This is a genomic window from Acidobacteriota bacterium (genome assembly GCA_009691245.1).
In the GTDB taxonomy this organism is placed as follows: domain Bacteria; phylum Acidobacteriota; class Terriglobia; order 2-12-FULL-54-10; family 2-12-FULL-54-10; genus SHUM01.
In genome coordinates, this window is the sequence record SHUM01000020.1 from 23932 (window position 1) to 47367 (window position 23436).

The following is a 23436-nucleotide window of genomic DNA, read 5'->3' on the forward strand; positions in this document are numbered from 1 at the left end:
ATATCTGTCGCGGCTCGGATCAATACTAAACTACGCCGCCGCGCCGTGGCACTTTTTGTATTTTTTGCCGCTGCCGCAGGGGCAGGGGTCGTTGCGGCCCACTTTGTCGCCGCTGCGTTGCACGGTCTTCGACGGCGGCTCGGCCGCGCCGTCCTCGGCGCCTTGCAGAATTAAATCAGCCTGCGAGCGCTGCTGCTTGCGCTCGATATCCTTCACCTGCTGCTCTTCCTCCACCGGCTGCAGCAGGTAGAGGAAGCGCAGACCCTCTTCGTCGATGCGCGCGCGCAACTCGGTGAACATCTTGAACGACTCTTTCTTGTACTCGACCAGCGGGTCCTTCTGGCCGTAGCCGCGCAGGCCGATGCCGTCCTTCAGATCGTCCATGGCCAGCAGATGCGTCTTCCACTGCGCGTCCACCACCTGCAGCAGGATCACGCGCTCGGCGTGCCGCATCACCTGCGGAGTCAGCGCAGCCTCTTTCTCCTCATACTTCTTAACCAGCTTGGCGTAAATCGAATCCTTCAACGCCTCCACTCCGTGATCCATGTCCGCCGGCTCATGTTTCAGGTCCAGGCCGAACTGGCCGAAGATCACGTTGCGCAGCCCATCCATGTTCCACTGATCGAGATGCGCGTCCTTCGGGCAATGGTCATCCACAAGATCGGAGAGCACGTCTTCCGTGAGATCCATCACATACTCGCGGTGGTCTTCCTTATCGAGCAACTGCGCGCGCTGGCCGTAGATGGCCTCGCGCTGCTTGTTCATCACGTCATCGTATTCCAGCAGATGCTTGCGCGCCTCGAAGTTCTGTCCCTCGACGGCCTTCTGCGCGGCCTCGATGCGCCGGCTGATCAGCCCGGACTCAATCGGCACGCCCTCATCCATGCCCAGCCGCTTCATGATGTTGCTGATATTTTCGCTGGCAAAGATGCGCATCAGATTGTCTTCGAGCGACAAATAAAAGCGCGAACTGCCGGGATCGCCCTGGCGTCCGGCGCGTCCGCGCAGCTGATTATCGACGCGCCGCGACTCATGCCGCTCCGTGCCGATGATGTGCAGTCCACCCATCGCCACCACGTCGTCGTGCTCCTGCTTGACCTCGGGCGTAAAGCGCGCCACGGCCTCCTGCATCTGCTCAGGCGTGGCCGTCTCCGGCGGGATGTTCTGCTTGCGCAGCCAGTCGCGCGCCATGAACTCCGCGTTGCCACCCAGTAAAATATCCGTGCCGCGACCGGCCATGTTGGTGGAAATCGTCGCCGCGCCCTTGCGCCCAGCCTGCGCCACAATCTCCGCCTCGCGGGCGTGTTGCTTGGCGTTCAACACCGAGTGCCTGATTCCTTCCTTCTTCAGCATCTCGCTCAGCCGCTCGGATTTCTCCACCGATGTCGTTCCCACCAAGACGGGCTGGCCCTTCTCCTGCAACTCGCGTATCTCCTCGACCACCGCGTTGTACTTCTCGCGCTCCGTGCGATACACCATGTCTGGATTTTCCACGCGCCGCAACTCGCGGTTGGTGGGGATGACCACGACTTCCAAATTATAAATTTTCTCGAACTCCGCCGCTTCCGTCTCCGCCGTGCCGGTCATGCCGGAAAGCTTGTTGTACATGCGAAAATAATTCTGGAAGGTGATGGTGGCCAGCGTCTGCGTCTGCCGTTCGATCTTCGCGCCTTCCTTGGCCTCCACCGCCTCGTGCAAGCCATCCGACCAGCGGCGGCCCGGCATCAGTCGTCCGGTGAACTCATCCACGATGACCACGGCGTTGTCCAGCACCACGTACTCGTCGTCCTTCTCATAGAGCACGTAGGCCTTCAGCAGTTGCCGAATCGACTCGTTCTTGATCCAGCGCTGCTCGGCAAGCTTCGGCACGCGCTGCACCAGATCCGCCTTCTCGGCGTCATCAATGTCGGTGCGCGCTTCAATTTTCTTGATCTGATCGTCGATGTCCAGAATCTGGAAGGTGTCGAAAGTCTCCTGCATCTCGCGCAGCATTCGCGCCTTCTGCTCGTCGCTGAGGTTGCTGCGCTGCTCGATCTGCTGCGCTTGGAAGGCCATCTCGGAGCGCGACAGATCGTCGTTCAACGCCGCGGCCAGCACGGCACGGCCCGAATTATGCAGATCGACAATGTGATTTTTCTCGTTCACCGTAAAGTAGAGAGGCTCCAGCAGCTCGCGCTCGAAGTCGCCGCCCACGCGCTTCTCGAGACGCCCGACAATTTGCTTCGTCTCGTTGTTTTCGAGCAGCTCCATCATCGGCTTGAACTTCGGCACGCCGCGCTTGATCTGCACAATCTTCTGCGCAGCCAACTCCTGATCGTCCTCGTCGCCCTCGAACAGCTTCTTCGCTTCCTCGAGCCACCCGCTCACCAACGCAATTTGTTTATTGACCAGACGCTCCACCAGTGGCTTCAGCTCATTGTAAAATACGGGCTGCGTTACGTCGGAGAGTCCGCTGATGATCAGCGGCGTGCGCGCCTCGTCGATCAGGATCGAGTCCACTTCGTCGACGATGGCGAAGTTGTGCCGGCGCTGCACGCAGTCGTTCAGGTTGAACTTCATGTTGTCGCGCAGATAGTCGAAGCCAAACTCGTTGTTGGTGCCGTAGGTGATGTCGCAGGCGTAGGCCTCGCGGCGCTGCTGGTCGGAGAGGTCATGCACGATCACGCCGACGGTCAGGCCCAGCGCCTTGTAGAGACGCCCCATCCACTCCGAGTCGCGCCGCGCCAGATAGTCATTCACCGTTACCACGTGAACGCCCTTGCCGTCCAGCGCGTTCAGATACGCCGGCAGCGTGGCCACCAGCGTCTTGCCTTCGCCCGTCTTCATCTCCGCGATCTTGCCCTCGTGCAGCACCATGCCGCCGATCAACTGCACGTCGAAGTGGCGCATGTTCAGGAAGCGACGCCCGGCCTCGCGCGCCACCGCGAAGGCCTCGTAGAGCAGGTCATCAAGCGTCTCGCCTTTGCCGTTTTCACCCTTGGCCAGACGCGCGCGAAACTCCGCCGTCTTGCCGCGCAGTTGCTCATCAGAGAGCTGCTCCATCGCGGACGCCAGCGCATTCATCTGTGCGACGCGCGGAACCAGCAGCTTCATCTCGCGGTCGTGCTTGGTGCCAAAAACTTTGGCCAGAAGATTGCCAATCATGTTATGCGAAACCCGATTCCTTGCCCTTGACTTTGTCCTAGGTTGGGCAATGCTGAGAAGCTAAAGTTCAATTATAGAGGCCAGCGCCGCCCCCCGGCAAGACAGCGAACCTTTTCGCGGTCGTTCAATGTCTGATTCGCAAACCGTCAGGGCACGGTTTCAGAGGCTGCTGAAAAACTCTCGCTCGTCGTCATTCCGAAGTCCGGCGCCTTTTGCCGGGCTGAGGAACCTGCTTTGTTTTCAGGCGGGCGGAATAAAAGCAGGTTCCTCGCTCCGCTCGGAATGACGACGCGTGAGAGTTTTTCAGCAACCTGTTTAGTCGTGCCCTGACGCCAAGCTGACGCACCACCTGCGGAAGAAGCATATTGACACGCACTGAGCCGCCGTTGTGCAATGAGGCTGATGAATACAAAAACCAGCCTTCTCCCGCGCGACTGCGTGGACTCGGACCACCCCGCGATCCGCGCCCGCGCGGCTTCGCTCACCTCGGGGCTTGCTTCCGGCGCGCGCGATCATCGCTCCCACCAGCGCGAGAAGGCCACGCGCATCTTCAACTTCGTGCGCGACGAGATCGCCTACAACTTCGCGCCCGCCGTGCGCACGCGCGCCGACTTTCGCGCCTCGCACACGCTCGCGCTGGGCAATGGTTTTTGTATGCAGAAAGCCGCGCTCTACGCCGCGCTGTGCCGCGCCATCGGCATCCCCGCGCGCGTCGGTTTTCAGGACATCATCGACTACAAGATCACCGGGAAGTTTTACGAGATGATGGGCGGCAACGAACTGGACTTCCACGGCATGAACGCCGTCTACCTCGGCGGCCACTGGCTGAAGGCCGACTGCACGCTGGACCGCGCGCTGTGCGAACGCAAGAACTATCGCCTGATCGAGTTCGACGGCCGCCACGACGCGACGCTCCCGCCGACCGACCGCGCCGGCGCGCCGCACTTCACCATCAAGAAGCAACACCTCTTCTACAACGACACCCCACAGTTCGCCAGCAGGACCATGCTCAAGTGGACGCAACACCTCCCCTACCAGCAATGGACCAACCTGGTCCACCGCAAGCACGGGTCGATGTAGTGAGTCTTGGTTGCGCGACCTAATCACAACGCCGAGATTGGACACACTTTGTCCGGTCAGCAGCCGCGGGAGTAGAAGTCGGCGGTCCATTGGCCGCGGGCGTTGTAGGGCGGCACCCACCCTGCGATGAGTGACACGGGTTGCTCGGTCTCACACGGCGACTCACTGAAGACATTCACGCGGAACCAGAGCTGGCCGCTGACTTCGCGATACTCGAGGACATCGGCGGCGTGCTCGGGCCGCTTGATCTGGCGAAACGGAATCATCTTAGCAATGCCGCCGGGAGAATCCCACACGCGCCCGTCCCACGCTTCGGTGAGATACGCGAGACTCCCCTTCACCAAATCGGCATACGCGCGAAACGTCGCGCCCGCCGGCTCCGGAATCCATGCGTTGCCATCATTTAACGCCACGCGCGCCCAGCCCTGGCCACCCACCGCGCGCCGCTCCAGCACGACGAGCGAGTACTCCCCGTACCCATGCTCCTTCGTCACCAGTTGGCCACTCTGCGAATTGGCCACAACGCGCCGCGACTTCGCACCGCGCGCCGGAGCATCATAAACGGCGAGCGCAAACTCCTCCACCATCTTCCCCGCCTCCACATGCATCCGCAGCGCCGGCAACTCCAGCAAGCCAATCCGCCGGTCAGGCGATTGAGCAAATGAAAATTGACTGGCAGACACCAAGTAAAGGAAGTATGTCAGCCAGCGGATTAGAACGGTTTGTGGAATCACTATCATTACCCCAAATTCACGTTGATGCTTTTGAGTTTCGTGTAACTGAGTAAGTCCCCTAAAGTTTCTTCGCGGCCCATGCCGCTGTGTTTGACGCCGCCGAAGGGAACGCCGGCGAAGTGGCGGCTGGCGTCATTGATCCACACGAAGCCTGCCTCGATCTCCTGCGCCAGGCGGAAGGCTTTGGGGAAGTCGCTCGTCCAGATACTCGCCGTAAGGCCGAAATTCAGGCTGTTGGCGAGCTTAGGCAGATCAGCTTCATCCTTCCATGTGAGTACGGCCTGCACGGGGCCGAATATTTCCTCCTGCGCCAAGCGCATCGACTGAGTGACTCCGTCGAAGATGGTGGGTAGGACGAAGTAGCCGCTCTGTAACTCCGGCTGATTTGGCTTGCCGCCGCCCGCCACTAACCTAGCGCCTTCTTTCTTGCCTAACTCAATGTATGACATGACACGATTAAAATGTTTCTCAGTCACTAAGCAGCCCATGTCAGTGGACTCATTGGTGGGGATACCAATCCGCGCGGTTCCTACTTTCTCAAGTAACTTAGCGAGAAACTCGTCGTGGAGTGACTCATGCAGGAACAGCCGTGAGGTCGAGCCACAGGACTGGCCTTGCGACCAGCAGTAGTTCATGCCGTTGAACGCCCCGGCGACGGCCTTGTCGATGTCGGCGTCGGGAAAGACGATCATGGGGTTCTTGCCGCCCAGCTCGAGCGACACGGGCTTCAGTCCCTCCGCCGCTGCCTTCGCCACTTCGCGGCCGATCTCGACCGAGCCGGTGAAATGCACACGGCGCACCAGCGGATGGCGGACCAGCGGTGCGCCCACGTTGAGGCCGTCGCCATTGATGATATTAACCACGCCCGCCGGAAATATCTCGCGCACGTCGCGCGCCATCTCCAAAGCAGAAAGTGGCGTCTGCTCCGGCGGCTTCATCACCAGGGTGTTGCCGGCGATCAGCGGCGCGGCGATGCGCGCGGCGAACATGATGGGGTGATTAAACGGAATGATGCGCCCCACCACGCCATACGGTTCGCGAATGGTGAAGTTCAGAGTTGTGGCAGTCGCCGGGATGGTCTCGCCTTTGATCTCCGGCGCGAGGCCCGCATAGAAGTCATTCAGCGCGGCGGCGGATGCTACATCCTTGCGCATGGCCTGTAATGGACTGCCCAGGTCGAGTGAGTCAATCCAGGCGTAAGTCTCGGCGCGCTCGCGCAGCCGCGCGGCGAACTTGCGGACATACACAGCGCGCTCGACCGGAGTGAGTCGCCGCCACGCCGGATACGCCGCGTGCGCGGCCGCGACGGCGCGATCCACATCCGCCGCGGCGCAGTTGGGCACGTCGGCCAGTTTCTCTCCCGTGGCCGGATTGTGCGTGGCGACGGTCTCTCCCGACAGCGCACCAACCAGCTCGCCGCCGATCAAGCAGCGGTACTCATCGCGGATGACATCACGTCCACCCAGCTCGCGCCCGCCCTTCACAGCTTCTGAACTTGCCTGCGCCATCGAGCGCCTCCCGTTCTTATGCCATGCCAGTGCAAAATGATACTATAGCGGATTCTATTAAGTGGGGCAGGCATTCCTGCCTGCCTCGGCGGAACAGGTCTGGAGACCTGTCCCTACCTGGAACCCCGGAGCCATGGCTGACAGCCTGCTCAAGATCAAGCAAGAGATCATCCGCTGCACGCTCTGCCCGCGCCTGGTGGAGTACCGCGAGGCGGCGGCGCGCGAAAAGCGCCGCGCTTACATGGCTTGGGATTACTGGGGCAAGCCCGTTCCGGGTTTCGGCGACCAGCAGGCGCGTCTGCTGATTATCGGCTTGGCGCCCGCCGCGCATGGCGGCAATCGCACCGGGCGCGTCTTCACCGGCGATAGCTCCGGCGACTTTCTCTACGCGGCGCTGCACCAGAGCGGCTTCGCCAGCCAGTCGCACTCCATCTCGCGCGACGACGGGATGACCTTACGCGACGCCTACATCAACGCCACCGTGCGTTGCGCTCCGCCGGACAACAAGCCGCTGCCCGCCGAATCGCGCAACTGCCGCCCCTACCTGGAGCGCGAACTCGATGCGCTGGGCATGCCGGGCAGGGGGGACGCGCGCCTGCGTTGTGTCATCTGTCTCGGCAAGATCGCCTTCGACCGATTTCTGGCAATCCTCACTGAGCGCAAACTGGTCCGTCCTCGATTCGCCTATCGCTTCGCCCACGGCGCGGAATACACCATGGACGCCATTCTGCCCACACCGCTGACGCTGCTCACCAGCTACCACCCTAGTCCTCGCAACACGCAGACCGGGCGACTTACTCCCGCCATGTTCCTCTCCGTGTTCGAGCGGGCCAAAATGATTCTCCGCCATTGACTGGTAGTTCACCGAGCGGTGGAGCCAATGCCAAATCGTCGAAATGATCCAGATAAAGTTTGCATCTTTTTCATCGCGTGCGCATTGGGTCGCGCTGGCTAAAAATGCGAATGCGCAATCAGAATTTCCCTGCGTCGTTGGTAATAACTGTGAACGTTTGCGCTTTTGGCGGAGCGAATTCCGCCGACGATCTGCCGGGTCGGATGGGACACCATCCAAGGTGAATGGAAAGCGAAACTCTGGGACCGCTGGTACCAGACGAATATAAGGCGAAGGAAACGTGCGGAAGTTTCGCGGATGATTTCCGGGACCCGAGTTGTGTTTCCCGTGGGCGGACCCTAGCCGGCGGCCAGGTCGCGCAAGGCGGCTTCGATGTCGGAGGCTTGCGGGAGTATCTGCTTCTCGAGCGTGGGGTGATAGGCGACAAAGGTGTCGAGCGCGCCGACGCGTTTCACCGGCGCGTCGAGTTCGTGGAACATCTCCTCGCTGATGCGCGCGGCGATCTCCGAGGCGTAACCGAACGACAGATTGTCCTCCTGAGCAACGAGGGCGCGGCTGGTCTTGCGCACGGACGCGGCGACCGTGTCCCAATCGAATGGACTGAGGCAGCGCAGGTCCACCACCTCGACGCTCATGCCCTCCTCGGCCAGCTTCTGCGCGGCCTGCAGCGACTTCTGCACCAGCGCGCCGTAGGTGATCACAGTGGCGTCGCGTCCCTCGCGCACAATGTTGGCGCGGCCAAACGGGATCATGTAATCAGGGCCGGGGTACGGAGAACGGTTATAGGTCTGGCGATAGAGATGCTTATGCTCGAGGAACAACACGGGATCGTCGCAACGAATCGCGGTGCGCAGCAGGCCGTTGGCGTCCGCGGCGTTTGAAGGGAGCACGACGCGCAGTCCGGGGATGTGCGCGAAGATGCTCTCGCCGCACTGGCTGTGATAGATCGAGCCGCCGCTCAAGTAGCCGCCATAGGCCGCGCGAATCACCGCAGGCGCGCCGAAGTTGCCGTTGGAGCGCCAGCGCATCACGCTCATCTCATCGCGAATCTGCATCATGGCCGGCCAGATGTAGTCGAAGAACTGAATCTCCACCACCGGCTTCAGCCCGCGCAGTCCATAGCCGATGGCGCGGCCCACGATGTTGGCCTCGGCGATGGGCGCGTTGAAGACACGGCCTTTGCCAAACTCACGCTGCAGGCCATGCGTTACTTTGAAGACTCCGCCCTTGCCCTTCACCTCCGGCAGCGTCTGCTCGCTGCCGCAGTCGGCGATGTCCTGGCCGTAGAGGAGTACGCGGGGGTCGCGGCGCAGCTCGTCGCGCAGGCAGGCGTTCAATGACTCCACCATGGTCAGCGGCTCGCCGGAAAACTGCGCGGGGTGATCGAAGGCGCGCGAGGTGGGGTCCACGTGAATGGAAAAGACATGCCGCTCGATGTGGCTCGATTGTTTGTCGGTGTGATGGCCGGGAGCGACGAGAGCCTGCTCGGCAGCGTGCTCAATCTCGGTATCCACTTCCTGCTCCAGCGCGGCACGATCCTTGGCGCTTAAGAGGCCCTCGGTTTCCAGACGCGCGGCCAGCTTAGGCAGAGGGTCGCGGAGCGTCTCTTCGGCAATCTCCCTGGATGATTTGTAGAGGCGCTGATCATCGGAGAGCGAGTGCGAATGCAGGCGAAACAGATGGCCCTGCACGATGGCGGGTCCCTTGCGCTCACGACAATGTGCGACGGCGCGCTGTAGGGCTTCGAGACTCTCGACGAAGTCGGTGCCGTCGGTCTCCTCGCGGTACAGGTTGGGATATCCGGAGACCAGTTGCAGCGAGTTGCCGCCGGCGGTCTGCTCCTCCACGGGAGTGGAGATGGCGTAGCCGTTGTTTTCGATCAGATAGAGCACTGGCAGGCGATCATGGCAAGCGGTGTTGAGCGACTCAAAGAACTCGCCTTCGCTGGTGGAGCCATCGCCGCCCAGCACGCAAACCACTTCGTCAGCCTCGAAGCTGGAGGACAGTTTGGAAGTCAGTTTGGAAGACAACGAAGAGTCTTGCTGCAATTGAGGCGCGGACGGCGGCGGCGTGCCGGCTGACATTCGCTGATAGTAGATGCCGGCCTCGGCGCATCCAACCGCGTGCAGGAACTGGGTGCCCACGGCGCTGGAGCGCGAGACAACGTGCAGCGCGGGGCTGCCCCAGTGATTGGGCATCTGGCGTCCGCCGCTGAATGGCGCGGCCGATGAGCCTACCGCTTCAAGCAACAGATCGAGCGGCGTAAAGCCCAGAGCAACGGCCAGCGCCTGATCGCGATAGTAAGGGAAGAACCAGTCGTAGCCTGGCTTCAGGGCCATGGCGGCGGCGACTTGAAACGCCTCATGACCGGAGGCCGAGAGCTGAAAATACGTCCGGCCCTGGCGATGCAGAACAATCTGCTTTTCGTCGAGGCGCCGCGAGAGAACCATGGAACGATAGGCGTGCAGAAGGCGGCTGCGGTCCAGACCCGCAAGCTTCCGCGCCACCACGGTGGAGGTCGATGCTGCCATGCCAAAAGCTCCTGAACTGATGACCTGAATTGACGAAATGACGCAGACTGCAACCGCGATGCGCTACGCTAGGATGCGCCACTGCGCCGAACTACTATTCAACTTCCGGCTTGCAACTTCTGGCTTTCAACTGCTGGCGAACTTTCGGACCGGCTGAATCCCCATCCGCGTCGATGCCCGATCAACAACTTGCTTGCCAAGGTATGCCACTTTTTCTTGCGATGCGCAAGCGGAAATCGCCAGTGGCGCGGATCAATGCTTGTGCGTGGTGTGGTCGTGCGTGAATTTCTTGAATGGAAAAGTAAACAACTCCGGACGGGAATCCGCGGGCGCGCCGGGTAAGCGGATTAAGAGTGTCAACTGGAGTGGAAAGGCGACTTTCGCAGGTGAGGCAGCTTCCAGCGCGCGGCCGTCGGCAGAGGGCTTCATGGCCACCTCCGGCGCTGTTTCGTGCTCGCCCCAGATCACTTTGGCAGCCGCCCGCGCAACCTCCTGCTTACTCAGCGGCAGAGAATGTTCCTCAAAAAGAAAAACCTTGAAGGTGCCTGGGGACATCAGCACGCCCTCGATATGATGCTTCTCATCGAGAGCCATGAAAAAAGCGTCGCCATGCTTGGATTCGTGATCCTGATGCGCTGCGCCGGGAACCGCTCTGGGAACCTGTTGATGGCCTGCGGCGGAGTCCTGCATGGTAGCCGAACCTTCGCCTGCGGGCAGGTCCATTGAGCCCTGTCCTGGCGATAGAGAGTGGCCTTCCTTGGGCCTTGATTCCGCCACCGGAATCTGCTGCTGGCTGCACGCCGTCAAACCAAATCCGAGCAGGATCACCAGAATCAGTTTTCGGACACGATCAGTTATGTTCATCTTCCCCTACCGCTCTCCCTGTCTGCCACACTCTGTCTGCCGCACTCTCCGTGGAGAATTGCTCTGTTGAAGGAATCGTCAAACGGCATTCTAAATAGCCTACTATTTCGATTGTAGGGTGCGCGATACGGCCTCGCAATCAGAATCGCATAGCAGCAGGGCCTCCCTGCAGAGCGGGTAATCCGTGAACAACTCTTCCCCGATTTCCAGCCATCCTTACCCCTCTAAAAATCGTTGGAGCGGGTTCGTTAGGGCTTGACTTAAAGCGAATATAAAGCGAATATGTTGCGGTGCGGATACCCACATCAGCAGGACTCTTCCCGATTGATTTCAGCGCGGCGTCGCCGGGCGCCACCGTAGGCATCGCACGGATTGCCGCTAATTGACTGAAACTAAAGGACAAGCAATTAGCGGAATACTTCCTGCTGCCCGCGCGCTCCGTCTTGAATCCCTGCACCAGTCCGCGCCTGCCCTTCCGCTGGACGATCAACCCGTATCGCGGCTGTGAGTTCGGCTGCAAGTATTGCTACGCGCGCTACACCCACGAGTTCATGGGACTGGACGATCCGCTCGACTTCGAAGAGAAGATTTACAGCAAGCAGGACGCTGGAGAAATCCTGCGGCGCGAGCTCACGCGCGACCCCTCTGGCGAGATTGCCGTCGGCACGGCCACCGATCCCTACCAGCCAGCCGAGCGCCTGTATGGAACGACGCGCGCGATACTCGAAACGCTCAATGAGTTTCGCGGACTGCGTGTCTCCATCACCACCAAGTCGGACCTGGTCATGCGGGATATACCGCTGCTGCGGGAATTCGCTGGTGAGAATCACCTGCGCATTCATCTCACCATCACCACTCTGCGGGAAGACTTGGCGCGGCTTCTGGAGCCACGCGCACCGCGCCCGGAGCTGAGACTGAAGGCCGTCCGTGCGCTGGTGGACGCTGGGATTCACGTGTCCGTGTTCGCCATGCCGGTGCTGCCGGGAATCACGGATGGCCACGGTGAGCTTGAAATGCTAGCCGAGCGGGCCGCCGCCGCGGGAGCGTCGTATCTTGCCGTGAACGTACTCTTCCTGCAGCCGTCGGCCAAGGCAGCTTTCCTGCCATTTCTCAAAGAGCACTTCCCGCACCTGATGCTGCGCTACGAAAAGCTCTATTCATCCGGCCCCTATCTGCGCGGGGATTATGAACGACAGTTGCAGGAGCGCGTCGCGGCTCTGCGGACCAAACATGGGCTGAACAGTCCATCTCCAGGACCGCATCTGCCACCGTTCGGAATACGATCGCAGCTCCAACTGTTCTCCTGCTGATGACGGGTCGATCCACGCATGGCGGACGCGAGTGAAGCGGGAGTAGAATGGCATCAGCAGTAAGGAACGTCCTCCGTTGACGAGGTGCCCTGATGTCCCTAAGTGGGTCGCTGCGCTCTGGCCGTACCGGCCAGACAGGCCACGCAAAATTGATCCATAGACAACCCGGCATGATTTGGCATCTCTATCGCTGGCTGCGCGGCAGCGAGCAGATTCTGGTGCGCCCCGCCGACGAGTTTCCGTTGGTGCTGATCTCCTATGTGCGCAGCGACCGCAACGGGATGGAACCATTCAGGGAATCTCTTGAAAAAACCTGGCCGAGTCTGCCGCAGCGCTACCGCAATCGGTACTGCGATGTGCTGGAACGGGCGCCGTCATTCGTGGTGGTCCTGCTGCGGCGGAAGAACATCTGCACCTGTCTGGGGCACCATCATCCGCCGGGCACGGAGAGTAGCGTTACGCGCCGTCTGCGCGGGCTGAGCGGCGTGCGCACCGGAGAACTCGACCTGGCCTACGAGGCGATCCGCGAGTGGGAGCCGCAACCGCTCTCGCACCTGGCGCTGCCCATCGAGCCCGGCAACCCGGAGTTGGATCGCTTTCAATACCAACTGGCGATGTTGACGGTCTTCCTGCACGAGCTGCACCACATGGTCGCGCCGAGCGAATCCGAGTTCGCCGTGCGCAGCCGCAGCCAGAAATTCTACGACGACCTGCTGGCGCACTTCATCGCGGAACGCTTCGGAGTGGAGTATGGTTTGAGGGCCGCCAGCACGGATTGAGCGCGTGCCTGTGCCGCGTCACAGTGCCGCGCGCGTTAGCAAGCGGGCCGATGGAACCCAACGTCCCGCTTCACGGTATTTTTCCCCGCTCCCTCATTCAAAAAACGAAATCGCGTTGCTCAAGCGTGGGTTCTCCATCGGCCCGCTTGCTCACGCGCGCGGCACTGTAACGGCATTCACATTCCTCTTCCCAACCGCTCGCAATCCGTTTACAATCGGCGTGGCCAAGCAACTCAAATTGACCACTCGCCCTGACTGACTCGCTCATGCAACCTACTCCCGACAACGAACACGACGGCGCACACGACAAGCCACATCTGCCCAACCACGCGACTGACAGCGCGCCCGAGGGCGCTGAGGAGTGGCGACATCTGCGCGGCGCGGCGCGGTGCGGCACCAGACGGTCGGGATGCTCGAGGAAATCTTCGCCCTGCTGCGCATCCTGCTGCAGGACGCCGTGATCCTGGTCGCGGGCTTCGCCGTCGAGTTCGTCTTCGAGCGCTGGATGCACTCCGAGCAGCCCGCCTTCCGCGTCGCGCTCAACATCTCATCGGGCTTCTTCCTGCTGCTCTATGGCGTGATGGTCACCGTGCACTTCGTGCGCTACCTCCGCGAACAGGTCGGGACGATCTCTCCGGGCGCGCCGGGCCACGCGGGCACGACTGGCTCGACCAGCGCTCATGGCGCCACTGGCTCTGCTGGCTCCCCCGGCACTCTAAGCTCCATCGAGCCGGCGGCGCAGGCGGCGCTACGCCAGCGTTACGTCGCCGTCGGCATCGGCGCGGCGGCGGCGGCGGCGCTGGCGCTGGCTATCGCCGTCGGCGGAGGGCTGTACTGGAACTATTGGCGCAGGCCGGCGCTCACCGAGAAGGACTCCATCCTCATCACCGACTTCGTCAATACCACGGGCGATGCGGTTTTCGACGGCGCGCTGAAGCAGGGGCTGGCGACCAATCTGGAGCAGTCGCCCTTCCTGAACATCGTTCCGGAGGAAACCGCGCGGCAGACCATGCTGTTGATGAACCGCCAGCCGGACGAGCCGATCACCAGGACGCTGGCGCGGGACATCTGCCAGCGCAAGGGCATCAAGGCGATCCTGTCCGGCTCGATTGCGCCGATGGGCAACAACTACGTCATCGGCCTGGAGGCCTTGAACTGCCAGACCGGCGAGCCGCTGGCCCGCGAACAGGTGGAAGCGCAAGGCAAGGAGCAGATACTTTCCGCGCTGGGCACTGCGGCGTCTTCGTTGCGCGGCAAGCTGGGCGAGACGCTCACCTCGATCGAAAAATTCAACGCCCCGCTGGCCGAGGCAACGACCTCTTCTCTCGACGCATTGAAAGCTTACAGCGCCGGAGTGGCGCAGGTTTGGCAGGGGGCGGAAGTCCAGTCCATTCCTTTTTTTGAGCGGGCCATTGAACTGGATCCCAATTTTGCGCTCGCCTACTGGAGACTGGCAGTGATCTATTCAAACGCCGGAGAGCGCGAACGCGCCACGGAGTACAACAAGAAGGCCTTTGATCTGCGCGACCGGGTGAGCGAGCTGGAACGATATCAGATCATAGATTTCAAACTGTTCGTTGCAGTGGAGCTCCAAGAGGCCTTGAAAAACCAAGAACAATGGAAGCAGGCCTATCCCCGTGAATGGGGTGCCCACAATCAATTGGGAAATTCCTACAGAGCTTTGGGACAGTTTGAGAAGGCCGCGGAGGAGTATCGGGAGGCGATCCGGCTCAACCCGGATGCTTCTGTTCCCCATGGCAACCTTGCAGGGATGTATCAAAGTCTCGGCCGGTATGACGAAGCCAAGCAGACGATCGAACAAGCGAAGGTGCGGAACCTGGACAACGTGGCCTTTTACAATTCGCTTTACCGGTTGGCATTTGTGCAGGGCGATGCGGCGGCCATGCAGCGGCAGGTTGAGGGAATCAAGGGCCAGCCGCGAGAGTATACGATGCTGTCCACCCAGGCGGGAGCCGCGACTGTTTTGGGGATCCGGAAACAGGCGCGGGAGCTTTATAGCCGCTCCATCGAGCTGGCGCAAGCCAGAAACTTCAAGGAAGACGCGGCTCTGTCTGCCGCCCGCGTGGCCCTGGCCGACGCTCACTTTGGCAATTACGGGGCGACCCGCACCGAGGTGGAGCGTGCCCTGAGCATCATGCGCAGCGCAGGCGCCTTGTGCAATGGGGCCATCGCCATGGGCATAGCCGGGACGACCGCCGGAGCAACCGCACCCGCGCAAACGCTGATTGCAGAGATGGCCAGCCGGTTTCCCCAAGATACCTATATCAATGCCATTTGCATTCCGGCGGCTCGTGCCGCCCTGGAACTGCAGCGCGGGAATGCTGCCCAGGCGATCCAGATGCTGGAGGCGGCCATCCCTTACGAACTTGGAACACTGGTGGGCGCTGCTCCCTATGCGGCGATTTACGTGCGCGGGCTGGCGTACCTGAAATTGCCGGACGGAAACAAGGCGGCGGCGGAGTTCCAGAAAATTCTGGACCACCGCGGCGTGGCCCCCACCTCGGAGCGCTACGCGCTGGCGCATCTGGGCTTGGCGCGGGCCTGGGCGCTGGCCCCCGGCTCAAACGACAATGCGGCCAAGGCGCGGCGCGCCTATCAGGACTTCCTCGCGCTATGGAAAGACGCCGACCCCGACATTCCCATCCTGATCGAAGCCAAAAAAGAATACGCCAAGCTGAAGTGATGGTGTGCGTGCCTGTGCCGCGTCACAGTGCCGCGCTGATACGGCGGTAGCCGCTGCGGAAATAGAGCAAGGGTTGGCCTTCGCTGCCGGCTTCGGCGGAGAGGACTTCGCCAATCAGAATCGAGTGATCCCCCTCCACGTGCGCAGAGGTTTTGCGGCACTCCAGCGTTCCGATGCAACCGGCCAGAATGGGCGCGCCGCTGGCGCCAGCCATTACAGCCACACCTTCAAAGCGATCCGGAACCTTCGACGAAAACTGGCGGGAGATGTTCTCCTGATCCTCGCCCAGTATATTCACAGCAAAGTGAGTCGCCGCGCTCATCGCTGCTCCCGCCTCGCCACCGTTGCCTACGCAGACCAGCACCAGCGGTGGGTTGAGGCTCACCGAGGAAAATGCATTCACGGTGAAGCCGAACCGCTTGCCGTCCGGCAGCGTGGCAGTAATCACGGTAACGCCGGTGGCGAAATGTCCCAGCACTTTGCGAAAATCAGCGTTGGCAACCGTCATGTGTAGTTCCTCCCTGGCAACTCTACTGGAATCTCTGCGTACGCGATTGCGCCTCGCTATCGATTCTCAGGACCGGGTAGAATAGCGAAGTCGCGGCCATTTTGCAAAATATACAGCGCGGCGGGAGTTGCATGCGAGCGGTTATACAGCGCGTTAGCAGAGCCAGTGTGCGTGTCAAGGAGACCACCGGCGGCGGAAGCACGGTCGGCGAGATCGGCGCCGGGCTGCTGGTGTTGCTGAGCGTGGGAAAAAATGATGCGGCAGACACCGTCGTTTACATGGCCGACAAGGTTGCCACCTTGCGCATCTTCGAGGATGCCGATGGCAAGATGAATCGCTCCGTGATCGACATCGGCGGCGGAGTGCTGGCCGTGTCGCAGTTCACGCTGCACGGTGACGTGCGCAAGGGCCGCCGCCCCAGCTTCCTCGATGCCGCGCCGCCGGAGATCGCCGAGCCGCTCTATCAGCAATTCATCGCGGAGTTGCGCGGCATGGGCGTTCCTGTCGCTTGCGGAGTCTTCCGCGCTACCATGGAAGTCGAGTTAGTCAACGACGGTCCAGTTACCATCCTGCTCGATAGTCTTCGCCAATTTTGAACCATGAACGATTCTCCGGGGGACGATACACCGGGACGAGACTCTGCGTCAAGGAAAACTATCCGGAATTATCACTTGATAAAGATTAAATTAGGGGTGGATAGTTAACTGGCAATTGCTCCTTTATGACCATCAAGTTATTTAGAATCATGATCTAGTAAGCGCAGTAAGAGCTGCAACTAAGGAGAGTCGGGAAATGCATCCTTCACCAGTTAATGCCTCGATTGAACACACCCTGCTCATCGTCCTTGTACAGCTAGTGGTCATTATTGCGGTTGCGCGGCTGGCAGGAACGCTATTCCGATACGTTGGCCAGCCCAGCGTCTGCTGGGAGATCGCGGCGGGCTTGATTCTCTGACCCTCCGTGCTGGGCAGGTTTTTCCCCGCGCTTGCTACTCAAATATTCGACCCTAGCGTGGGCCAGATATTCGCCATTATGAGCCAACTGGGGCTGGTGCTATTAATGTTCCTGATCGGCCTGGAGTTTGACTTCAGCCATCTGAACGACAACCGGCGCGCCGCGCTGTCGATCTCCGGGGCGGGCATCATCCTGCCCTTTGGCCTAGGTCTCGCGCTGGGATTTTACATGCACCCGGCGCTGGGATTAGAGGGAAGCACGCTGAACTTTGCGCTGTTCATGGCAGCGGCCATGTCCATCACGGCCATCCCCATCCTGGGCCGCATCATGATCGAGTTGAATCTGCAACGCACGCGCCTCGGCGCGCTGACCATCTCGGCGGCGGCGCTGGACGACGCCTCGGGCTGGATCATTCTGGCGCTGGTTACGGCCATCGTGCGCTCGACGCTCGACCCGGTGAGGATGACCTTCATGGTGGGCGGCGTGATCGTCTACGGCCTGGTCATGTTCCTCGCTGTGCGGCCCCTTGTGTGCAAATGGGCGCGCGAGGAGGTCCGCAAGCATGACGGCGCGCTGACGCTGAACGTGCTGGCCATCCTGCTGATCATGGTATTCGTCTCCGCCGTCATCACCAACAAGATCGGCATCTTCTCCATCTTCGGCGGCTTCGCCATGGGCGCTATTTTATTTGACGGGCGCGAGGTGCTCGAAGCCATTCTGGCGCGCCTGCACGACTTCGTCGCGGTATTCTTCCTGCCCATCTTCTTCACCTACACCGGCCTGCGCACCGACATCGGCAGCATGACCGGATGGACGCTGTGGGGATTCTGCGGGCTGGTGCTGGCCGCGGCGGTAGTCGGCAAGTTCGGCGGCTGCACGCTCGCCGCGCGCTGGAGCGGCATGAAGTGGCGCGAGTCCACCATCATCGGCGTGATGATGAACACTCGCGCGCTGATGGAACTGATCGTGATCAACATCGGCTACGACCTCGGCATCATTCCCAAGGAAGTCTTCTTCATGCTGGTCTTCATGGCCGTGGTGACAACTTATATGACCACGCCGCTGCTGACCCGCCTGCTGCGCGGCAGCGAAGCCGAGGCGGATTATCTGCGCTCCAAGTTCGCCATAACCCGCAGCGGCTTCGCCTCTTAAATCTGCACCTCCGTGTACCTCTGCGTCCTCTGTGGTTAAGATTTTTCTTCACCACAGAGGACGCAGAGGTACACAGAGGAACGCACCAATAAACAAAATGGACACCACCCCGATGGGCTGACCGCTTGATTCATTTTCGATAACCTGCAAAAATCAATAATCCCCATCGTGGTTTCAGGGTGTTGAGGGGCGGACGAGTGAGGTAAGACTGTGCCTGTAGTTACGTTGCCGGATGGCTCAACAAAAATTTATGACCAGCCGGTGCCGGCCGGCAAAGTGGCGGCGGACATCGGACCGGGGCTGGCCAAGAGCAGCGTGGGCGTGAAGCTCAACGGCGTGTTGCGCGACTTGGCGACGGTGATTGACCGCGACTGCACGGCCAGCTTTATTACCGAGAAGTCGCGCACCGGCGAGGTTTCCGCCGACGCGCTATTCCTGCTGCGGCACTCCGCCGCGCACGTGATGGCCGAGGCCATTCAGCAACTGCATCCCAAGGCTGAACTGGTTTACGGTCCGCCCACCGACGACGGCTATTTCTACGACATTCATTTCCCCGACGGCTCGTCGCTCTCATCGAAAGATTTCGAGGACATCGAGAAGCGCATGGGCGAGATCGTCGCCGCCGACCGGCCCATGACGCGCTACGAAGTGGCGGAGACGGATGCGTTGGCGCGCCTGCAATCGGAGGGCAACAAATACAAAGTGGACAACGCCGCGCGCGCCTTGGCCAGCGTTGGCGAGGGTCAGGCCAAGCCGCCGCTTTCGTTTTACTCGACCGGCGAGCCTGGGAAAAATTGGGAAGACTTGTGCGCCGGGCCGCACCTGCCATCAACGGGCCGCATTCGCGCCTTCAAGGTAATGTCGCTGGCATCGAGCTTCTGGCATGGCGATGAAACCTCCGACCGTCTGACGCGCGTCTACGGCACGGCGTTTTACAGCAAAGCGGAACTGGACGCGCACTTGACGCGACTGGACGCCGCGCGGGAGCGCGACCACCGCGTGATCGGCAAGAAGCTGGGCTTGTTCGTGCTCGACGAGATGGTCGGACCCGGCCTGATACTGTGGACACCGGCAGGCGCGGTCATCCGCCAGGAACTACAGACGTTCATCACCGAGGAGCTGCGCAAGCATGGTTATTCGCAGGTCTTCACGCCGCATATCGGCAAGCTCGATCTTTATCGCACCAGCGGCCACTATCCTTATTATGCCGACTCGCAGTATCCGCCATTTGTCGAGCGCGAGACGCTCGCCGCGCTGGCGAAGGAAAACACCTCGTGCGGCGAGTTGGTCAGTCGGCTCGAGAAGGGCGAGATCGACGGCTATCTCCTGAAGCCGATGAACTGCCCGCACCACATCCGCATCTTCGCCAGCCAGCGCTACTCCTACCGCGACCTGCCCATCCGTCTCGCCGAGTTCGGCACGGTCTATCGCTGGGAGCAGTCGGGCGAGTTGAACGGCATGGTGCGCGTGCGCGGATTCACGCAGGACGACGCGCATCTGTTCTGCACCGAAGACCAGTTGCAGGCCGAGCTGAACGGCTGCCTCGCGTTGGTGAAGATTATTTTCAACACGCTGGGCATGAAAGACTATCGCGTGCGCGTGGGCCTGCGTGATCCCGATTCGTCGAAGTATGTCGGCAGTCCGGCGAACTGGGACAAAGCCGAAGAGGCCTGCCGGCAGGCCGCGGCGACGCTGGGAATTCCACTCAGCGCGGAGCCGGGCGAAGCGGCGTTCTACGGCCCCAAGATTGACTTCGTCGTCAAGGATGTCATCGGGCGCGAGTGGCAACTGGGCACCGTGCAGGTGGACTACAATCTGCCGGAGCGTTTCAACCTCGGCTACGTCGGCAGCGACAATCAACTACACCGCCCGGTAATGATTCACCGCGCGCCGTTCGGCTCGATGGAGCGGTTCTGCGGCGTGCTGATCGAGCATTTCGGCGGGGCTTTTCCTGTCTGGCTGTCGCCAGTACAAGTCAAGCTGCTGCCCATCAGCCAGAAGCATCATGAGTATGCGGCGAAGGTGGCGGCGCGCCTTCGCGCGGAGCGGCTCCGTGTCGACGTGGACGACCGCAACGAGAAAATCGGACTAAAGATTCGCGAGGCCCAGTTGAGCAAAGCGCCCTACATGGTGGTGGTGGGCGACAAGGAATCCGCAGATGGAACGGTGAGCCTGCGCACCCGCCAAAAGGGCGACGAAGGGTCGCTGAGTCTCGACGATTTCCTCAAGCGCGCGCTCCATGCCGTGGGTTCCAGAACTGCGGAAGAGTAACCCGCTTGCAATCTATGCTATAATGCCCCTTTCCCATTCGATGGTTTCGGCGCACCTTGTCGGCCCTCGGATTTGTTCTGTCTATTGAATGCATGTGGCCGAGCTGTTGTTAAGGCTGTTGCTAAGAATGAAGTTAAGCAGCTCGCTCAGGAGGAACGTATCGCGGCTCCAAGTATCAGGGTGAATGAACGCATTCGCGCGCGCGAGATTCGCGTCATTGACGATGCAGGAACTCAATTGGGCGTAATGGCGCCGTTTGAGGCCATCAAGATCGCCCGCACGCAGAGTTTGGATTTGGTGGAGATTTCGCCCACCGCCGTGCCGCCAGTCTGCAAGATCATGGACTACGGCAAGTATATTTATCAGCAAAACAAACGCGCGCACGAAGCCCGCAAGAATCAGAAAGTGATCGTCGTCAAGGAAGTTAAGTTTTCGCCCAACACGGACGACCATGACTACGAGTTCAAGAGGAACCACATCATACGGTTCCTCAAAGAGGGCGACAAGGTGAAGGCCGTGGTGTTCTATCGAGGCCGCGAAATATCGCACTCCGAGATCGGTCACCGGATGATGAAGAAGTTGATTGAAGAAGTTGGCGATGCGGGAATCGTGGAGTACCAGCCGCGCATGGAAGGCCGGTCGCTCATCGCCATCTTCGCGCCGAAAAAATCATAGCGTAGTTTCCGCCAGCAACGGCATCATGCCGGGCTGGTGATTTTATGGAGGATTTCAGTGCCAAAGCTTAAGACACACCGCGGAGCGGCCAAGCGCTTCAAGATTACCGCATCAGGCAAGTTCAAACGCGGCCACGCCTTCGCGCGCCACATTCTTACGTCCAAAGACCGCAAGCGCAAACGTAAGCTGGGCAAGAATGCCATCACGGACAAGACCGATCATGCCCGGATCGCGATGATGCTTCCATACGCTTAGGGAATTGTTGGGAAAGTCTTCCCGGTTGTCATTCTGTTTTCCCGGTTGTCATTCCGAGCGCTGCGAGGAATCTGCTTTTCAGACGCGAAACGCCTGCGGGACCAATGAGATTTAGAAAGGGAGATTTACTACCGTGCCGAGAGTAAAAAGAGGTACCAAACGAATTGCGCGCCGCAAGAAGATCCTGGGCCGCGCCAAGGGATATTTCCTAACCAAAAGCAAGCTGCACCGCTCGGCGAAGGAAGCAGTGGACCGCGCGCTGTCATTTGCCTTCCGCGACCGCCGCGCCAAGAAGCGCACCTTCCGCAGCCTGTGGATCGTCCGCATCGGCGCCGCCACCAAGGCCCACGCCCTGTCCTACAACAAGTTCATTCACGGGCTGAAGCTGGCCGGCATCGAACTGGACCGCAAGATTCTCGCCGACATCGCCGTGAAGGACGCGGCGGGGTTCACCAATCTGGTCGCGCAGGCCAAGCAAGCGCTCGCCGCCTAGGTGCCTTGGTAGCCACGGTGAGCGATGTTCTCGCCGTGGGCTCTTGCTTGTAGCGTTTTGTCATGCGGCTGGAGATCATCTCCCGCCGCATTTTCATTCCCGGCCATAATAGCCATCACTAGACTATTTTCATGGTTGGTGTAAACCGGCGAGCCCAGCGCGAATGATCCCCGCAGGGGATACACAGGATAGCCGGGGGCAACGCCCCCGGTTGCGGAAACCTCCAATTCGTGGTTCGACCCTGAAGGGGTCGTACTTGGGCTGGCGGCGGAGATGATGCAGGAAGGGTGCGACCCCTACAGGGTCGATGTTTATTGGGAATCGTTACCGGGGGCGTTGCCCCCGGCTATCCTGTTCATCCCCTCCGGGGATTTCGCTACGGGATGCGCTACCGCATCTGTAAGAATGGTCTAATTCGGTGACTCCAATCGACACATCGAGGCTTGACCTGACGGAATTGGCGGCTCGCTCGCTCGACGAGTTAGGCATCACGGATGCCGCCGCGCTCGAAGCCGTGTTTGCACGGCTTGATGCGGGGTGGGCGAGCGAAGTCGCCGGGCTGCAAAGCGCCGCCGCGACTGCGGACGCAGTCGAAGCGCTGCGCGTGCGCTGGCTTGGCCGCAATCAAGGCATCATTCGTTCCATCACCAACGGCTGGCTGCGCCACGCGCCCGGCGAATTGAAGCGCACCGTCGGCCAACGCACCAATGCGTTGCGCCAAGCCGCCGAGCAGCAGATTGACACGATCCCGGTGAGCGCCCTCCCGGCGACAGTCGCCGAAAAACGGCAGCAGACAAGCGCATCCATCGCGGTCGCGCAAGCTGACTCTCTCGACATCACGCTGCCCGGCACGATGCGCCCGGTCGGCGTGCGCCATCCGGTGCGCCAGGTCATCAACGACATGGTGGAGATATTCACTTCACTCGGCTACTCGGTCGAGGACGGCCCGGAGATTGAAACCACATACTTCAATTTTGACGCGCTGAACATCCCCGAGCATCATCCCTCGCGCGACGATCAGGATACTTTCTACATCACGCCGGAGACGGTGCTGCGCACGCACACTTCGCCGGTGCAGATTCGCACCATGGAGCGGCAGTCGCCGCCGCTGCGCATCATCGTGCCCGGTCGCGTGTATCGCCGCGACGCGCCCGACGCCACGCACTCGCCCATGTTTCATCAGGTGGAAGGGCTGGCTGTGGACACTCACATCACCTTCGCCGATCTAAAGGGTACGCTCGATTACTTCATGAAGTCGTTCTTCGGCCATTCGGTGCAGACGCGCTTCCGCCCCAGCTTCTTCCCGTTCACCGAGCCGAGCGCGGAGGTGGACATCTCCTGCCTGTTTTGCGCGCAGGCCGGGTGCCGCGTGTGCAAGGGGTCGGGCTGGATCGAGCTGCTGGGCTGCGGCATGGTGGACCCCGCGCTCTTTAATTTTGTGCAGTATGATGCGTCGCGCTACTCGGGCTTTGCCTTCGGCATGGGCGTCGAACGGCTGGCCATGCTCAAGTACGGCGTGCAGGACATTCAGCAGTTCTATCACGGCGACATTCGTTTCCTGCACCAGTTCCGGTAATTGTACCGTGCTGGAAGCAATGCACCACAACAGGTCGTCATCCAG

Annotated in this window: 18 protein-coding genes; 12 read left to right on the forward strand and 6 right to left on the reverse strand. The window is 60.8% G+C overall.

The genetic code is table 11. The annotated features are described in order from the left end of the window. Window positions 1-30: 30 nt before the first annotated feature. On the reverse strand, window positions 31-3144 hold the full coding sequence (gene secA, locus EXQ56_06725; GenBank protein ID MSO20148.1) for a preprotein translocase subunit SecA: 3114 nt from the start codon (window positions 3142-3144) through the stop codon (window positions 31-33). Window positions 3145-3537: 393 nt separating this feature from the next. Between secA and EXQ56_06730 the strand changes: the two genes are divergently transcribed. Continuing rightward, window positions 3538-4224: a transglutaminase family protein gene (locus tag EXQ56_06730; GenBank protein ID MSO20149.1), complete on the forward strand. Its 687-nt coding sequence runs from the start codon at window positions 3538-3540 to the stop codon at window positions 4222-4224. Between the two features lie 56 nt (window positions 4225-4280). On the opposite strand, the gene EXQ56_06735 is transcribed toward EXQ56_06730, so the two are convergent. Then, window positions 4281-4856 carry a hypothetical protein gene (locus EXQ56_06735; GenBank protein MSO20150.1) on the reverse strand — a complete coding sequence of 192 codons (576 nt, stop codon included), beginning with the start codon at window positions 4854-4856 and terminating at the stop codon, window positions 4281-4283. Window positions 4857-4963: 107 nt separating this feature from the next. Next, the gene (locus tag EXQ56_06740; GenBank protein MSO20151.1) at window positions 4964-6466 is read right to left on the reverse strand and encodes an aldehyde dehydrogenase family protein; all 1503 of its coding nucleotides are present in this window, start codon (window positions 6464-6466) and stop codon (window positions 4964-4966) included. Between the two features lie 133 nt (window positions 6467-6599). Between EXQ56_06740 and EXQ56_06745 the strand changes: the two genes are divergently transcribed. Continuing rightward, window positions 6600-7319, forward strand: coding sequence for a uracil-DNA glycosylase (locus tag EXQ56_06745; GenBank protein ID MSO20152.1), 720 nt, complete (start codon window positions 6600-6602; stop codon window positions 7317-7319). A 338-nt stretch (window positions 7320-7657) separates the two neighbouring features. Here the strand turns inward: EXQ56_06745 and EXQ56_06750 are convergent, their stop codons facing one another. Beyond that, window positions 7658-9850: a dehydrogenase gene (locus tag EXQ56_06750; GenBank protein ID MSO20153.1), complete on the reverse strand. Its 2193-nt coding sequence runs from the start codon at window positions 9848-9850 to the stop codon at window positions 7658-7660. A gap of 252 nt (window positions 9851-10102) precedes the next feature. Beyond that, a complete protein-coding gene (locus EXQ56_06755) occupies window positions 10103-10714 on the reverse strand; it encodes a hypothetical protein (protein ID MSO20154.1) in 612 nt (203 codons plus the stop codon). Between the two features lie 386 nt (window positions 10715-11100). Here EXQ56_06755 and EXQ56_06760 point away from each other — a divergent pair, with 386 nt between their 5' ends. The 3 genes from EXQ56_06760 to EXQ56_06770 all read left to right on the forward strand — a co-directional run bounded on the left by EXQ56_06760 (window position 11101) and on the right by EXQ56_06770 (window position 15507). Then, window positions 11101-12024: a radical SAM protein gene (locus EXQ56_06760; GenBank protein ID MSO20155.1), complete on the forward strand. Its 924-nt coding sequence runs from the start codon at window positions 11101-11103 to the stop codon at window positions 12022-12024. A gap of 149 nt (window positions 12025-12173) precedes the next feature. After that, complete coding sequence (locus EXQ56_06765) at window positions 12174-12803, forward strand: hypothetical protein (protein MSO20156.1); 630 nt, start codon at window positions 12174-12176, stop codon at window positions 12801-12803. Between the two features lie 361 nt (window positions 12804-13164). Further along, window positions 13165-15507, forward strand: a complete 2343-nt coding sequence (locus EXQ56_06770; protein ID MSO20157.1) for a tetratricopeptide repeat protein — start codon at window positions 13165-13167, stop codon at window positions 15505-15507. A 22-nt stretch (window positions 15508-15529) separates the two neighbouring features. On the opposite strand, the gene EXQ56_06775 is transcribed toward EXQ56_06770, so the two are convergent. After that, window positions 15530-16015, reverse strand: coding sequence for a flavin reductase (locus EXQ56_06775; protein ID MSO20158.1), 486 nt, complete (start codon window positions 16013-16015; stop codon window positions 15530-15532). A 131-nt stretch (window positions 16016-16146) separates the two neighbouring features. Between EXQ56_06775 and EXQ56_06780 the strand changes: the two genes are divergently transcribed. From EXQ56_06780 to EXQ56_06810, 7 genes are all read left to right on the forward strand, one after another. Further along, complete coding sequence (locus tag EXQ56_06780; GenBank protein ID MSO20159.1) at window positions 16147-16611, forward strand: D-tyrosyl-tRNA(Tyr) deacylase; 465 nt, start codon at window positions 16147-16149, stop codon at window positions 16609-16611. 436 nt (window positions 16612-17047) lie between these two features. Further along, window positions 17048-18121, forward strand: a complete 1074-nt coding sequence (locus tag EXQ56_06785; protein MSO20160.1) for a sodium:proton antiporter — start codon at window positions 17048-17050, stop codon at window positions 18119-18121. Between the two features lie 210 nt (window positions 18122-18331). After that, window positions 18332-20392 carry a threonine--tRNA ligase gene (thrS, locus tag EXQ56_06790; GenBank protein ID MSO20161.1) on the forward strand — a complete coding sequence of 687 codons (2061 nt, stop codon included), beginning with the start codon at window positions 18332-18334 and terminating at the stop codon, window positions 20390-20392. A 159-nt stretch (window positions 20393-20551) separates the two neighbouring features. After that, complete coding sequence (locus tag EXQ56_06795) at window positions 20552-21067, forward strand: translation initiation factor IF-3 (protein MSO20162.1); 516 nt, start codon at window positions 20552-20554, stop codon at window positions 21065-21067. Between the two features lie 57 nt (window positions 21068-21124). Next, window positions 21125-21322 (forward strand): 50S ribosomal protein L35, encoded by a 198-nt coding sequence (locus EXQ56_06800; GenBank protein ID MSO20163.1) that lies wholly within the window; start codon window positions 21125-21127, stop codon window positions 21320-21322. 133 nt (window positions 21323-21455) lie between these two features. Next, complete coding sequence (locus tag EXQ56_06805) at window positions 21456-21815, forward strand: 50S ribosomal protein L20 (GenBank protein ID MSO20164.1); 360 nt, start codon at window positions 21456-21458, stop codon at window positions 21813-21815. A 457-nt stretch (window positions 21816-22272) separates the two neighbouring features. Beyond that, window positions 22273-23391, forward strand: a complete 1119-nt coding sequence (locus EXQ56_06810) for a phenylalanine--tRNA ligase subunit alpha (protein MSO20165.1) — start codon at window positions 22273-22275, stop codon at window positions 23389-23391. Window positions 23392-23436 lie beyond the last annotated feature (45 nt).